General features: G+C 68.5%; 13 protein-coding genes. 6 read left to right on the top strand and 7 right to left on the bottom strand.

Annotated elements, in window-relative coordinates:
* Positions 1–19 precede the first annotated feature (19 nt).
* The gene (locus HHX31_RS16690; RefSeq protein WP_169949180.1) at positions 20–889 is read left to right on the top strand and encodes an alpha/beta fold hydrolase; all 870 of its coding nucleotides are present in this window, start codon (positions 20–22) and stop codon (positions 887–889) included.
* A gap of 116 nt (positions 890–1005) precedes the next feature.
* A complete protein-coding gene (locus tag HHX31_RS16685; RefSeq protein WP_169949179.1) occupies positions 1006–1797 on the top strand; it encodes a metalloregulator ArsR/SmtB family transcription factor in 792 nt (263 codons plus the stop codon).
* An 83-nt stretch (positions 1798–1880) separates the two neighbouring features.
* Here the strand turns inward: HHX31_RS16685 and HHX31_RS16680 are convergent, their stop codons facing one another.
* The 3 genes from HHX31_RS16680 to HHX31_RS16670 all read right to left on the bottom strand — a co-directional run bounded on the left by HHX31_RS16680 (position 1881) and on the right by HHX31_RS16670 (position 5043).
* The gene (locus HHX31_RS16680; RefSeq protein ID WP_169949178.1) at positions 1881–2726 is read right to left on the bottom strand and encodes a carbohydrate ABC transporter permease; all 846 of its coding nucleotides are present in this window, start codon (positions 2724–2726) and stop codon (positions 1881–1883) included.
* Positions 2727–2736: 10 nt separating this feature from the next.
* Positions 2737–3693: a carbohydrate ABC transporter permease gene (locus HHX31_RS16675; RefSeq protein WP_169949177.1), complete on the bottom strand. Its 957-nt coding sequence runs from the start codon at positions 3691–3693 to the stop codon at positions 2737–2739.
* Positions 3694–3765: 72 nt separating this feature from the next.
* Complete coding sequence (locus tag HHX31_RS16670; protein ID WP_169949176.1) at positions 3766–5043, bottom strand: ABC transporter substrate-binding protein; 1278 nt, start codon at positions 5041–5043, stop codon at positions 3766–3768.
* Positions 5044–5784: 741 nt separating this feature from the next.
* On the opposite strand from HHX31_RS16670, the gene HHX31_RS16665 reads away from it, so the two are divergent.
* Positions 5785–6270, top strand: a complete 486-nt coding sequence (locus tag HHX31_RS16665; protein WP_169949175.1) for a hypothetical protein — start codon at positions 5785–5787, stop codon at positions 6268–6270.
* Between the two features lie 338 nt (positions 6271–6608).
* On the opposite strand, the gene HHX31_RS16660 is transcribed toward HHX31_RS16665, so the two are convergent.
* Both HHX31_RS16660 and HHX31_RS16655 read right to left on the bottom strand, forming a co-directional pair.
* Positions 6609–7859 carry a hypothetical protein gene (locus HHX31_RS16660; protein WP_169949174.1) on the bottom strand — a complete coding sequence of 417 codons (1251 nt, stop codon included), beginning with the start codon at positions 7857–7859 and terminating at the stop codon, positions 6609–6611.
* A 207-nt stretch (positions 7860–8066) separates the two neighbouring features.
* Positions 8067–9260: an MFS transporter gene (locus tag HHX31_RS16655; RefSeq protein WP_169949173.1), complete on the bottom strand. Its 1194-nt coding sequence runs from the start codon at positions 9258–9260 to the stop codon at positions 8067–8069.
* 87 nt (positions 9261–9347) lie between these two features.
* Here HHX31_RS16655 and HHX31_RS16650 point away from each other — a divergent pair, with 87 nt between their 5' ends.
* The 3 genes from HHX31_RS16650 to HHX31_RS16640 all read left to right on the top strand — a co-directional run bounded on the left by HHX31_RS16650 (position 9348) and on the right by HHX31_RS16640 (position 10991).
* Positions 9348–10028, top strand: coding sequence for a FadR/GntR family transcriptional regulator (locus HHX31_RS16650; protein WP_211589791.1), 681 nt, complete (start codon positions 9348–9350; stop codon positions 10026–10028).
* 223 nt (positions 10029–10251) lie between these two features.
* Positions 10252–10572 (top strand): type II toxin-antitoxin system Phd/YefM family antitoxin, encoded by a 321-nt coding sequence (locus HHX31_RS16645; RefSeq protein ID WP_249346036.1) that lies wholly within the window; start codon positions 10252–10254, stop codon positions 10570–10572.
* Positions 10569–10991 carry a type II toxin-antitoxin system VapC family toxin gene (locus HHX31_RS16640; protein WP_169949171.1) on the top strand — a complete coding sequence of 141 codons (423 nt, stop codon included), beginning with the start codon at positions 10569–10571 and terminating at the stop codon, positions 10989–10991. Before HHX31_RS16645 ends, HHX31_RS16640 begins: the two co-directional genes overlap by 4 nt.
* 227 nt (positions 10992–11218) lie before the next feature.
* On the opposite strand, the gene HHX31_RS16635 is transcribed toward HHX31_RS16640, so the two are convergent.
* Both HHX31_RS16635 and HHX31_RS16630 read right to left on the bottom strand, forming a co-directional pair.
* Positions 11219–13405, bottom strand: coding sequence for a bifunctional polysaccharide deacetylase/glycosyltransferase family 2 protein (locus tag HHX31_RS16635; RefSeq protein WP_311931830.1), 2187 nt, complete (start codon positions 13403–13405; stop codon positions 11219–11221).
* Entirely contained in the window at positions 13402–13908 is a 507-nt protein-coding gene (locus HHX31_RS16630) for a hypothetical protein (protein WP_169949170.1), read from the bottom strand. Before HHX31_RS16630 ends, HHX31_RS16635 begins: the two co-directional genes overlap by 4 nt.
* Positions 13909–13932: the final 24 nt, after the last annotated feature.

The following is a 13932-nucleotide window of genomic DNA, read 5'->3' as shown; positions in this document are numbered from 1 at the left end:
GGAACCCGAAGGATGACGAATGAGCCCCAGCACATCCCTCCCCCTCGCACAGGAGATCAGCATCGAGGGCACGAGGCAGGTCTTCCATGTCGCGGGCACCGGTCCTGTGTGCCTGGTGCATTCGGGCGGCCCGGGCATCGCCTGGCAGTACATGCGGATGCCGGCCCTAGAAGAGCACCTGACCATGGTCTACCTCGAACCGATCGGCACAGGATCCTCCGGCCGCCTCGACGACCCCCGCGACTACCGGATCGACACGTACGTCCGGTTCGTCCATGGCGTGGTCGAGCACCTGGGCGCACCGACCGTCTTCCTGCTCGGCCACTCGCACGGCGGGTTCGTCGTCCAGCGCTACGCGCTCGATCACCCGGACCGGGTCGCCGGAGCGATCCTCTACTCGACCTCGCCGGTCACGGGAGAGGAGTTCTGGTCGGACGCGATGGCGAACATCGCCCGGTTCCCCGAGCGGCTCCCGCACCGGCCCGCGGCCGGCGAGATCCCGGCGGCGTTCCAGCGAGCGGTGGCCGCGCAGGACGACGAGGCGTACACCACGTCCCTGAGGGAGATCCTTCCGGCGTACTTCGCCGACTACTGGGCGCACGAGCAGGACCTGGAGCCGTTGCGCGCAGCCCTGGAAGCGTGGATCGACCCGATGCGCGGCGAGGAGCCCGCGCCGTTCGACGTGCGGGACGAACTCTCCGGCTTCAAGGCGCCCGCGCTGATCGTCGCCGGCGTGCACGACTTCTTCGGCGGCACCCGCTGGGCGCGCGTCGCCCACGAGGGCATCGCCGACTCCCATCTGACGGTGCTCGAGAACAGCGGGCACATGGGCCATCTCGAACAGCCTCAGGAGTTCGCCCGCGCCGTCCTCCAGTTCGTACGCGCCTGAGCTCGCCTGGCGCAAGGCAGTCCGCAGGTCTTGACATGCAGCCATCTGGCTGCCTAAATAAAGGCACCCAGAAGGCTGCATATCGATGGGCTGACGACCCGGGCGGGAGGGCGGGCATGGACGAGGTGTTCAGGGCACTGGCCGATCCGACCAGGCGCGCGCTGCTCGACTCGCTCAACACCCGCAGCGGGCAGACGCTGCGCGAGTTGTGCGCCGGACTCGACATGGCCAGGCAGTCCGTCAGCAAGCACCTCGCGGTGCTGGAGGAGGCCGGCCTCGTCGCCACCGTACGGCGGGGCCGGGAGAAGCTGCACTACCTCAACGCCGCGCCGGTGCACGAGATCGCCCACCGGTGGATCAGCCGCTACGACCGGGCCAGGGTCGAAGCCCTGGCGGACCTGAAACTCGCCCTGGAGGAGACCTCGATGGACGCGCCGACCTTCGTCTACACCACCTATATCCGCACCACCCCGCAGAAGCTCTGGCAGGCGCTGACCGAGCCCGCCTTCACCCGCCGCTACTGGGCCACCGAGTTCACCACCGACTGGTCCGCCGGCTCGCCGATGACATGGGACAACCACGGCGTGCTGCTCAGCGACCCCGAGCAGGTCGTGCTGGAGGCCGAGCCCTACAGCCGGCTCTCCTACACCTGGCACGCCGTCACCCCTGAACTCGCCAAGCGCTTCGAGTGGGACGACGAACTGCTCGCCCGGCTCTCGGGCGAGGCCCGCTCGAAGGTCACCTTCACGATCGAGGAGACCGGGCAGGTCGTGAAGCTCACCGTCGTGCACGACGGCTTCGAACCCGGATCGAGCCTGGCCGAGATGGTCAGCCACGGCTGGCCGAACGTGATCGCGAGCCTGAAGACGCTGCTGGAGACCGGCGAACCGCTGCCCGCCGACGCGTGACCTCACCCGGCCCCGCCTCGACCTCCTGCCCTGTCTCGCCCCCAGCCCCGGCTCGAGCCCCTGCCCGGTAGGCGGCGGCGCCCTCAGCCCTTGAAGGCGCCGTTCATGATCCCGGCAACCATGCGCCGCCCGACGAAGACGAACAGGACGAGCAGCGGGAGGGTGGCGAGGAAGGAGCCGGACATGGCGAGCCCGAGGTCGATGTTGAAGCTGTTCTGCAACGCCTTGATCGCGATCTGGACGGTGTACATCTCCGGCGACTTCAGCACCACGAACGGCCACAGGAAGTCGTTCCACGCGGTGACGAAGCCCAGCAGACCGAGCACGAAGGCGGCGGGCCGCACCAGCGGGAACGCGACGCGCCAGAAGATCTGCCAGGTCGAAGCCCCGTCGATGCGGGCCGCCTGAAGGATCTCGTCACTGATCGCGGACGATATGTGCTGACGCATCCAGAAGATGCCGAAGGCGTTGGCCAGCCCAGGGACGATCAGCGCCTGGAGCGTGTCCACCCAGCCCAGCGACGAGATGATCATGTACTGGGGGACGATGGCGAGCTGGGTCGGCACGGTCATCGTCAGAACGACGAACAGGAACAGCGCGTTGCGGCCGCGGAAGCGCATCTTGGCGAACGCGAAGCCTGCCAGCGCGCACAGCACCGCCTGGCCCACGCCGATCGTCCCGGCCACGACCAGGCTGTTGACGATCGACCGGACGAACGGCACGGTCGAGAACACCAGGCCGGCGAGGTGGAAGAAGTTGCCGCCCGGCACGATCTCGGGCGGCAGATTCGTCGCCGTCGCGGTGTCGGTGGTGGCGACGATGAACATCCAGTACAGGGGGAACAGGCAGGCGAAGGCGGCGAGCGCGAGCAGCGCGTAGGTCCACCATCGGACACGCTCGCCGGAGCGCCGTCTCCTCGTAGTCTTCATGGTCGCCCCCTCAGCCCTTGACCGGGCGGATCCGGGTGGACAGGAAGTAGTTGAGGCCGGCGAGCACGACGACCATCACGAACAACGCCACCCCGACCGCCGCGGCGTAACCGAACTTGAACTGGATGAACCCCTGCTCGAACAGGAAGAGAGTGAGCGTCTGACACTGGCGGACCGGTCCGCAGGTGTTGGCCGCGCCACGGTTCATGAGCAGGGCCTCGGTGAAGATCTGCAGCCCGCCGATCGTCGAGGTCACGATCGTGAAGACGATGACCGGCCGTAACGAGGGGAGGGAGATGTGCAGGAACTGCCGCACACCTCCGGCTCCGTCGACGGCTGCCGCCTCGTAGATCGCTCGGGGAACCGCCTGCAGTGAGGCCAGGTAGAGCAGCGTCGTGTAGCCGAACCACCGCCAGGTCACCATGACGGCGATCAGCACATGGCTGCCAATCACCGACTGGGTGAAGTCGATGTGCTCGAAGCCCACCAGGCCGAGCAGCCAGTTCAGCAACCCGTAGTCGCGGTCGAACATCTGCACGAACACGATGGCCGTGGCGGCCACCGAGGTGATGTACGGCACGAGCATCGTCATGCGGAAGAACAGAGCGAGGCGCAGCCGTACGTGGTTGAGCAGGTGCGCGAGCACCAGCGCGATCAGCAACTGCGGCACGGTGGACAGCAACCAGATGCTCACGGTGTTGCGCGCCGCGTTCCAGAACCGCACGTCCCCGACCAGCCGGCTGAAGTTGTCCAGGCCGACGAACACGTGCTCGCCGATCGGGTTCCAGTCGAACAGCGCCACGTAGAAGGTGAACAGCAGCGGGATGAGGCCGAACACCGCGAAGAGCACGAAGAACGGGGTGATGTAGGCGTAGGGGGCGACGGTCTCGGTGAAACCGCGCCGCGCCGCCTGCACCGGCGGGGCCGGAGGCAGGCTCGCCTTGGTGGGGCTGATGCTCGTCGTCACGGTCTGCTCACTTCCCCGCCGCCGGCGCGTGCCGGAAGGGACGGCACGCGCCGGCGGCGCTCGTGAAGGGTCTCAGCCGCCGATCGCGGTCTTGATGTTGGTCACTGCCGCGTCCCACGCCTTCGCGGGATCACCCTTGCCCTGCTCGACGTTGGCGATGGCGTTCGTGAACTCAATGCCGATCGTGGTGCTGTCCGGCCCGATGAGGAACGGCTTGAGGCCGAGCAGCGAGTTGGTGTAGATCGTGCCGATGGGCGCGCCGGAGAAGAACGGGTCCTTGACCGAGGTGAGCTTCGGGTCCTGGTAGACCGACGGGGTCGAGGGCAGTGACCTGGCCTGAGCGAAGTGATCAAGCTGGCCCTGCGGCGACTGCGTGGCGGCGATGTAGTCCCAGGCGGCCTGCGGGTTCTTGGCGCCCTTGGGGATGGCGAGGAAGCTGCCGCCCCAGTTGCCCGAGCCGCCGGGGATCGTGGCGATGTCCCACTTGCCCTCGGTGTCAGGGGCGTTGTCGCGGATGGAGCCGAGCAACCAGACCGGTGCCGACACGACGGCGTAGTCCCCCCTCTTCATCGCGGCGCTCCAGCCTTCGGTGAACGTGCTCTGCTTGGCGGTGATCCCGGCGGCCACGGCCTTGAGCGCGAGGTCGAAGGCGGTCTTGACCTGGGGGCTCCGTTCGTACACCAGGTTGCCCGCGGGGTCGTAGTACTTCTCCTGCCCCTGGTTGACCACCTGCGAGTAGATGCTCCCGCCGGCGTTGTCGATGAACGCCTTGCCGGTGGCCGCCGTGTACTTCTTGCCGGTCTCGATGAAGGCGTCCCAGTCGGGCCAGAGCTTGCTCACCTCCTCGCGGTCCGTCGGCAGCCCGGCCTCCTTGAACAGGTCGGCCCGGTAGGCGATGGCCATGCCGCCGACGTCGGTCGGGATGCCGATGATCGCGCCGTCCTTGGTCGTGGACTGGCTGATCACCCAGTCGAGGTAGTCGCCCTTGATCTTGTCGGCGCCCATCGTGCGCAGGTCGACGAAGTTCTGCGGCTGCTGGACGAACTTGGGCAGGTCGTCGCCCTGGATCAGCACCAGGTCGGGCACCTTGCCGCCGGCGAGCGCGGTGGTGAGCGCCTGCGCCGTCTCCTGCGCGTTCCCCACCTCGGTCAGCTTGATCTGCACGTCCGGCCTTATCTTCTTGTACTCCTCGGCGGACCCCTTCGCGTTGATCCCGGTGAACGACCAGAACTCGAACGATTTGCCGTCCGATCCGCCGGAGGAAGTCCCGGACGACGAGCCCGAGCACGCTGCCATGCTGAGGGCCGCGGTAGCGGCGATCACAACCGCTGAGACGTTGCGGAACTTCACGGCGACCTCTTTTCGCTTGCTGTGGTCAGGGATGTGACGTGCGACCCGGCGCCGGGAGAACGCGCTGCGCTCGCCGGGCACCCTCCTACGTGTGCGGTACGGCGACGCTGCCGTATTGCTTCAGGCTCCGGACCGTGAGCGCCGGACAGATTCGGCACCGCCATGCCGACCTGGGTGTTTTGTCTGCAGAGCCTTCTGACCTCACTCTTTGCGGCATGAAACTTTCGGCGACGTCACGATCGTCGTTTCCACGGGACAGTAGGGCCCTCCCAACCTGACCGTCAATATTTCGGCGGTCAGGTGTCTGAAACTATCGGCTTACATGCTTTATGTTTCGGAGCGCATCTCGCCCCTGATCGACGCGGCGGAAGCAGCTTCCCCCCAGGTCGGCTCGGCGATCCCGCCCGCCTGGGGCGTCCGACTCGCGGCCACCGCGAGGCGCCCGAGTCACGAGTCGGCCCGCACGCGACGGCCGGGCAGCACGGGAGGCGGCCGCCGGGGACGGCGTTGGGGGACTGCCGGGTGGAATGAAAATCTCACCGGTTTCCGCCGCGATTACGGCCTCGCCGGACCAATCGCAACCTGGTGGAATTCCCGGCCCGCCCTCGCGAGAGCTGGTTCGGCAAAGGGTTATCGCCGGGCCAAATCAGTGCCTCTCGATCACCTGTCTGGACGCCGGGAATCCCCGAACATAATCTCCTCGGTGCTCCACTCACATCATCGGAAGAGGTGAGGTTGGAAGTGACACGTTCCAAAGCACGTGGTGCGGTCAGCTCTGTGGCCATGGTCATCGCCGCACTCGCGGCGATCCTGATGCCGGTCACTCCCGCGCACGCCGCCTACGGCCCGGACCAGACCGTGTCCCTCACGGTGAACTCGAACTCCGGACCGACGCTCATGCTCGCGCAGTTGACCGGCACGGTGGCCTTCGACGACGGAAACAGGAAGTTCAAGTACTCGCTCCGGCTGTGCTGGGGGAGCGGGGCCTACCCCAGGCCGAATTTCTCCGTCTCGATCAACGGCAGCACCGGGTTCTGGCCGACCGAGACAGGCACGGCGCCCGCTCCCTCCGGGTGCCAGCTGTACCTGGGCCTCTACGACGGCGAGTACACCCACCCCACCACCCTCGCGAACATCACTTTGAACGTGACGGGCGGCTGGTTCTATCCCGGCAACAACTACAACAGCCGCACCAAAACCGTGACCTACGACAACCCCTACAACTGAGCGTCCGAAAAGTCGCCACCCAGCGCGTACGACCTTGTCGGGCTGAGCCACTTCTGAGCAGGCGCCGTTTCTGAGTAGGCACCGTTTCTGAGCAGGCGCCGTTTTGGGCAGGGCGGTGTGCCGCGGAAATCAATAGAACGTAATTGCTCAGATGCACGCGCGCTCGCGGAACGACCTCCGCCGCGGACACCCGGGCCACATCGTCCCGGCGACCCCGGCGGAGGCGATCCGCTGAAACTCCGTCAGTCGACGCGCATCGCGGCGTGGGTGGACCGAGCCGCCCGCGGCACCCCTCTCACAGGCGGCTCTCCGAAGGCCGGGGTTCCGGAGGCCGGCCCTCACTGCTCCCGGCTCCTGTAGGTGGCCCGCAGATCGATCAGCTTCTCCCTGGCCACCTCGTCCAAGGCCCGGCGGTGATCCGGGTCCTCCTCCCAGGTGGCCTCCGCGCACAAGACCCTGGCCGCCTCGTGCGGCTCGGCGTCGCGCACCACGTACCAGACGGTGTCGCCACAGGCGCGCCTCTCGTGATCTTGGCGCAGGATCGTCACGATGCCGGAGACGAGGATCTGTCTGGTCCACGGGTTCCTGGCCAGAACCTGCCGATCCACGGTCAGTCCGTCGTCCATGAGCTCGCCGCCGAGCATGTCGTCCTCCCACCGCCACACGCGGCGGCTGACACCTGGAGGTACGTACAGAGCGCCACGGCCTTCGACGGGCACAGAGAACGTATGGGTGCCAGTGCGGCACAACTCCTTGGCGATGCGCTCGCCGTCGGCGTACTCGCGCAGCCGCTCCTCGCCCAGACTCGGCCCGGACGACGAGCCCCACCGCGCCTGCTCGGCGTAGTAACGGTCGATCAGCGGATCCTTGAACCGCCCCGCACGCCCGAGCGGCGGTGTGCAGGAGGCCGCGGTGAGGTCCGCACCGTCCGCGATGTCCACCCCCGCCGCGCGCAGCACCTCGTGGACGGTGACGCCCCTGTCCTCGGCCTTGCGGCGCAACCTGCGCAGCCAGCCATCGAAAGTGTCCAGGTCCGGGTCCGTACGCAGCGACGCCCAGTCGGCCACCTCCGAGACCGGCACCGGCACCTCCCGGCTCGCCGGCGGTTGCACGAGCTGCTCGGGCTCGAGGTCGATCGAGTAGTACAGAACCCCGCGCGCGATATAGGAGAACGGCGCCGCGTGCGTGATCGGGTCGAAGACGTCCCGTATCGGCCAGAACCTCAGCAGCCATGCCTCGTCGCACTCACCTGTGCCATGTCCGTCGCCCGGCTGCGGCTCACGCAGGTGCATGTCCACGCCGTACTCGAAACGCGGCGGCCCGATCAGGAAGTCATGGCCCCTGCCGTCCATCATCGTGACGATCGTGACCACGCCGCTCTCCGCGACGAACCTCGTCGAACTGACCGGCGTCCACGAGGAATCCGCGGGCCCAGGCTCGGCGTCCCAGGACTCCAGCCGCACGCCCGCGAAGAAGTGGTAGATCTCTTCGGTCGGGGAACTCCACGCCGGCAGGTCGGTGCCGTCCAGCCCGAACGTGTTGTACTGGACGTAGACCTCGTCGTCGAGCCTCCGCAGCAACTGTGCCATCTCAGCGCCTTCGCCTTTGGTGATCATCCTGGCCTGCCGGAGTATGGCCCATCGCACTGACAATCCGAGCCGCGCCGCACGCCCTGTCAAGAACCGGGCTTGATGGTCTCCATCAAGCCCGGTTCGAGACACTCTGCTCGGTGGCGTGCGGCCGCTGACACGGAGCCGGATCCGTTCGACGCTGACTCTTGTCGTCGCGACTGCTGGTCAGCGTCGCGCTTCAGCCGGCTGTGGCGCGGAGTCCTCAACGAAGCGAGGACGGCAAGCGAACCAACCGGCGATCACCCCTGGGACGGCGGTCGCCGTGAGCACCAGGAGCGGGACCGACCATGATCCGGCCGCCTCGCGCAGAAGGCCCAAACCGATCGGACCGAAGCACGCCAGCCCATAGCCGATGCCTTGCACGAAGCCCGACACGGCGGAGGCTGTCTGCGGGCTCTTGGTTCGACGGTTGATGAGGGTCATGCAGAGCGGGAAGGTGCTCACCCCGATTCCCAGCGCGCACACCCAGATCAGCGTCCCGCCGAGCGGGGACAGGAGCAGGCCCAGGTATCCCACTCCCAGGAAGATCGCGCACCCGACGACCACGACGAAAGGGTTCGTCATGCGCGTGGCCAGGTGCGGAACCACCAAGGCCGCGAGCATGCCCCATGACGAGTACAGCGCGACCATGGAGCCGCCCAGGGCCGCGCCGCCACCTGCGTCGGTGAGCACTGCCGGGAGCCAGGTGATGATCCCGTAGTTGGACAGCGACAGCATCGCGAAGAGGATCACCAGGCCCCAGACGGTCGACGATCGGCTGATCCTCGGTCCCGCCTCGGTCGCCGTCACGGCTGCGGGCGCGTGGTGATCGGCGGGCAGCCTGATCGCCAGGACGAGCCAGACCACACCCGCCACCGCGGCCGGTGCCGCCCAGATACCCACCGAGAGCCGCCATGTCCCGGCTTCCGCTATCGGGACCGCGAGGAGCGGGGCGATGAACTGGCCCGCCTGCATGAGGATCAGGTAAAGCGAGGTCGCCAGGGCCAGTCGATGGGCGAACCAGGCCTTCACCAACGGAACGACCACGACGTTCGCGGCCCCGATTCCGGCGAGTGCCAGCACGGTCGACAGGACCAGCAACGAGGGCGCCGGAGAGAAGGCACGCATCAGGAGCGACAGAGCCGTCAAGCCCAGCGCCACAGTGGCCGTGCGCTCAAGTCCGAACTTCCTCGTCACCGCTGGGGCGAGAAACCCGAAGATGCCGAAGGAGGCCGCCGGCACAGTGCCGAGCAGGCCCGCCAGCGTCACCCCGAAGCCGAGATCGGATCCGATGATCTCCAAGAGCGGAGTGAACCCGGTCACGGCGGTTCGCAGGTTGACCGCCGTCAGGGCGATGGCGAGCCCGGCCCACAAGGTCAAACGCCCACGTTGGAGCGGAACGACCGATGAAGATAGCGATGTCACGTTATACTCCGGTGGAAGTTCAGCAGATGATGGGATTATGGGATGAGTCGCGAAGAGTCTGGCACGCAACAGCCGATGCGTCGAGTGGGGCTCATCGAACAGGCTGCCGAGCGCTTCCGCGAAGAGGTGACCTCTGGACGCTGGCCGGTCGGTGAGCGCATACCGACCGAGGCCGCACTGGTGTCGGAGTTCGGGATCGGCAGGAACACGGTGCGCGAGGCGGTGCAGTCGCTGGTGCAGGCGGGTCTGCTGCGCCGCGAGCAGGGCCGCGGCACCTTCGTCATCTCCAGCTCCGAGCTGACAGGCACTCTCGAACGCCAGCTCGCCGGCGGCACCCGCCGCCACTACCTGGAGCTACGCCTTGCCCTTGACAGCGCCGCAGCGTCACTGGCCGCGCTGAACCGCTCAGACGCCGACGTCGAACTGCTGCGCGAGCTGCGCGACCGTCGGGAAGCGAGCTGGTCGACCGATGATCTCGACCTGCGAGCGAGCGCGGACCTCGCCCTGCATCGCGCGATCGTGGCAGCGACGCACAACCCTCTCTACGTCAAGCTGTACTCCAGCATGCTCGACATCTTCGCCGCCCACATGCGCGACGAGAAGAACGAGGACGAGGACGCGGCACACCGCCACCACCACGAACTGGTCGAGGCGATCGCGGACGGGGACGCCGACCGTGCTGCCATGAAGGTGGTCGCCATCTTCAAACTCTTCATGCGCTGAACCACGGGCGAGTCTGCGGACGCCGTCAAGCCGATCCGCGAGGAAAGCCAGGCGTCCCGAGCACGCGGTCCGTAAGTGCCTGCGAGCGCCCCCGGTTGACGTCCTTGATGGCCCGCTGAGGGCACGACTCCGCCGGTCCCGGGAGAGCTCTTCCCGATCAGGGATAGGCATCTTATGTGCTACTAGGTGGCACCAGATGGCACACTCTCGTCACCCTCATAGGGTGAGCACCTCTGAGCCTGAGCGTTCCCATCAGATCTCGCAGCGCGATCTCCGCAACCGGTCTGCGGAGATCATGGATGGCCTGGAGCGCGGGGAGCGGTACGCCGTGACTCGCAATGGCCATCACATCGGCGACCTCGTGCCGATTCGTCGGCGACGCCGGGTCGTCTCACGAGCGGAGTTCGCCGCGATGTCCCGAGGTATGCCGCGTCTCGATGACCGGAAGTACCGCGAGGACATGGACCGACACGTCAACGACGACCTCTACGACCCCTACGATCGCGCGTACGGCAGAGGCGAGTTCAGCGAGGGCGGGCAATGACCCTCACGCAAGGGCTGCTCGACACCGACATCCTCATCCTGCGCGCTGGGATCGACCCGGACGAACTGCCCGACGAAATGGCGATCAGCGCCATCACAACGGCAGAGTTGTCGGTCGGCGTACTCGTGGCGTCCGGACCGCAGGAACTCGCTCAGCGGATGAAGATCCTTCAGGCCGCCGAGGCTGAGTTCGACCCTCTTCCCTTCGACGAAGCCGCCGCCCGTGAGTACGGCCAAATCTGGACCGCCGTCATCGCCTCGGGCCGCAACCCGCGTCCCCGCACAGCAGATGTGATGATCGCTTGCGTGGCGATCGCCAACCAACTGCCGCTCTACACTTGCAACCCCAAGGACTTCAAGGGCCTGGATCATCTGCTCACAGTGGTTTCGGTCAGTCGACCGCGGTGGGACCCCTCTTGAGACGTGCTTTCGCCTGCCGGGATCGCATCAAGCCCAGCAGAGAAAGGGTCCCTGTCCTGGGCTTTTGAATGGACGGAGCCAAGGGATCGGACCCCTGACTTCCTGCTTGCAAATCGGCCTTATCACCAGGGGCAACGGCCCCGACCTGGGCGGTGCCCTCCAGTAGCTGGATGGCGCCGACACGCCACTCGTCATGCTCGAAGGCGATCCGGGCTCTCGCCGCGCCCTCACGGTGCCGCGAAAGTGCCCTGCCGACGCACCGTGTGCCAGCGCAGCCGCACCCCCAGCAGCGCGGTCGCCATCGATTGGAACACCACCAGATAGATGAGCTGCCGGTAGACCACCTGCTGCAGCGGCAGCGCCCACAGCGCCGACACCCGCTCCCCGTCCAGGCGCAGCGCGTACCAGCCGGCGGCGGCCTGCATCACGACGAACCCGGCCCACACCGCCACCGCGGGCAGCGGGTCGCCGACGGCCACGTGGTAGACGGCCATCAGGTCGACCACCGGCGCCAGCAGCGGCAGCAGCACGTGGAACAGCGCCAGGTAACCCAGGCAGCGGCGGCCGAACGGCCTCGGCTCGGCCAGGGCGCGGCGGTGCTTCCACATCGCCTGCATCGTGCCGTAGCACCAGCGGTAGCGTTGCCGCCAGAGCTGACGCAGCGACGCGGGCGCCTCCGTCCAGGCGATCGCCCGTTCCTCGTACACCATCCGCCAGCCCGCCCGGCAAAGCGCCATCGTCAGGTCTGTGTCCTCGGCCAGCGTGTCGGTGCTCACCCCGCCGACCGCGGCCAGCGCTTCGCGCCTGAACGCGCCGATCGCCCCCGGCACCGTCGGCATGCAGTCGAGCAGCTCGAACGCCCGCCGGTCCAGGTTGAAGCCGATCACGTACTCGACGTGCTGCCAGCGACCGATGAGCCCGCGCCGGTTGCCGACCTTGGTGTTGCCGCTCACCGCCCCCACGCGAGGGTCGGCGAGCCCGCGCACCAGATGCCCGATCGTGTCGGGCTCGAACACCGTGTCGCCGTCGACCATGACGAGGATGTCGTGGCGCGCGTGCCGGATGCCGGTGTTGAGCGCGACCGCCTTGCCGCCGTTCGGCTGCCTGATCACCCGTACGCCCGGCAGCCGGGCCGCGGCGACGGCCTCGGCGGTGCGGTCGGTGGAGCCGTCGTCCACCACCAGCACCTCCACCGGGCCGGGGTACGTGGTCGCCACGAGCGAGCGCACGGTCGCCGCGATCCCCGCCTCCTCGTTGTACGCGGGCACGATCACGCTCACCCCCGGCGGGCGGTCCCAGCCTCCGGCCCGTTCCGGGTCGCGCGAGCGGCGGGCGTGCACCCGGGCCAGCACCACCAGGAGCGCCAGCCGGGCCAGCGTCAGGGCCCCGGTGACGAACAGCACCCACCACAGCGCGGTCGTGAACGCCTCGGCCCCGCGCTGCGCCAGGCCGAGCGCGGTGCCGGCGATCCGCGCCGTCTGCCCGGCCGGGCGGTGGGCCGACGGCATGCCGAGCGCGGACGTCAGCGTCTCGGCGCGGTAGCCGGCCCGGTCCAGCTCGCCGAGCAGCCGGCCGACGGCCTCGACCGTCTGGGTGCGGTCGCCGCCGGAGTCGTGCAGCATCACCACCGCGCCGCGCCCTCCGGACGGGCGCGCGGCGCTGACGATGTGGGACGTGCCCGGCCTGAGCCAGTCCCGGGTGTCGAGGTCGGTCAGCGCGACCAGGTAGCCCTCGCGGCCGAGCGTCTCGAGGCTGTCCCACTGCCTGACGGTGATGGTGCCCGGGGTTGAGGAGTACGGGGGGCGGGCCAGCGTCGTCTGCAGGCCCGTGGCTCCGGCCAGCGCCTTCTGTGTGAGATTCAGCTCCAGCTTGACCCGCCAGGCGGGGATGGTGGCCAGGTCGGGGTGGGTGTAGGTGTGGTTGCCGAGTTCGTGACCCTCGGCGACGATCCGGCGGGTCAGCTCAGGATGGGCGGCGATCCGCGAGCCGACCGCGAAGAACGTCGCCTTGGCCCCCCGCGCCTTCAGCACGTCGAGCAGGCGCGGCGTCCACACGGGATCGGGCCCGTCGTCGAACGTCAGCGCCACCGTGCGGGCCTTCAGCCGGGCGCTGGACGGCTCGTCGCCGGTCAGGTTGAGCACCGGGCCGCCCCGGCGCAGCGGCTCCAGCCAGGCCACCGAGTCGCCGCCGACGGGCGCGGGCCCCGTCTCGCCGGAGACGTTCTTGACGAAGCCGTCGAGCACCAGCGCGCATCCCACCAGCGCCATCCCGGTGAGCAGCATCAGCCAGTGACCCGAGGGCTCGCCGCCCCGCCGGTGCGCCCGCCTCTTCACCCCATGACCGGCGTCACCTGCCCGCACGGGCTCGGGGATCGTGCCGGCGCGGGGACGGCGGCGGCGCCGGGCGGAGGTCACGCCGGTGCTCCGGAGGCGCTGGCGACCGGAGCCGGCGGCGGTTGAAGGGTGGGTTCGGGCTCAGGAATCGCGGTCACCTCGGGCTCGCGGGGCGGCATGATGTCGCGGATCGTGCCGAGCTCCGGCTCCACCGTCTCCGTCTCGTGCCCGGTCGCCGGCGCCGTCTCCGGCGGCTCGGACGTGCGCGACGGCCGCGCGGACGAGGTGGTGGGAGACGCTGACCGGCTCATCTGGCGCGTACGGGAAGGCGCGGCAGGCGTGCGAGGGCCGGGCTCCCGCCGGGACGCGGACCGGGACGGGGCCGGCGGGGTCATGGACGGAGCGGAGGACCGCTCGCGCTTGGCCGGTTCGCCACCGGAAGCGGTGTCGTCGAGGATCGCGCCGGACCGGCCTGCAGGCCATCCGGGCCAGCCGTCGTCCGACAGCGGCGTGTCCGTGAGCACCGCGCCCACAAGCGTCGCCGTCATCGCGAGGGCGAGCGTGCTCACCACGGCCGCGCCCACCGTGAACCATCTCCTCCGCCGACC

The organism is Microbispora sp. H11081, assembly GCF_012999535.1.
In the GTDB taxonomy this organism is placed as follows: Bacteria; Actinomycetota; Actinomycetes; order Streptosporangiales; family Streptosporangiaceae; genus Microbispora.
Note: the sequence above shows the minus strand (reverse complement) of the source record. Positions and strands in the feature narration are given on the sequence as shown.

Bases quoted from the DNA above. Each gene is read 5' to 3' on its own strand.
- HHX31_RS16690 (WP_169949180.1), top strand. From the start codon at position 20: ATGAGCCCCAGCACATCCCTCCCCCTCGCACAGGAGATCAGCATCGAG.
- HHX31_RS16685 (WP_169949179.1), top strand. From the start codon at position 1,006: ATGGACGAGGTGTTCAGGGCACTGGCCGATCCGACCAGGCGCGCGCTG.
- HHX31_RS16680 (WP_169949178.1), bottom strand. From the start codon at position 2,726: ATGAAGACTACGAGGAGACGGCGCTCCGGCGAGCGTGTCCGATGGTGG.
- HHX31_RS16660 (WP_169949174.1), bottom strand. From the start codon at position 7,859: ATGGCACAGTTGCTGCGGAGGCTCGACGACGAGGTCTACGTCCAGTAC.
- HHX31_RS16650 (WP_211589791.1), top strand. From the start codon at position 9,348: ATGAGTCGCGAAGAGTCTGGCACGCAACAGCCGATGCGTCGAGTGGGG.
- HHX31_RS16640 (WP_169949171.1), top strand. From the start codon at position 10,569: ATGACCCTCACGCAAGGGCTGCTCGACACCGACATCCTCATCCTGCGC.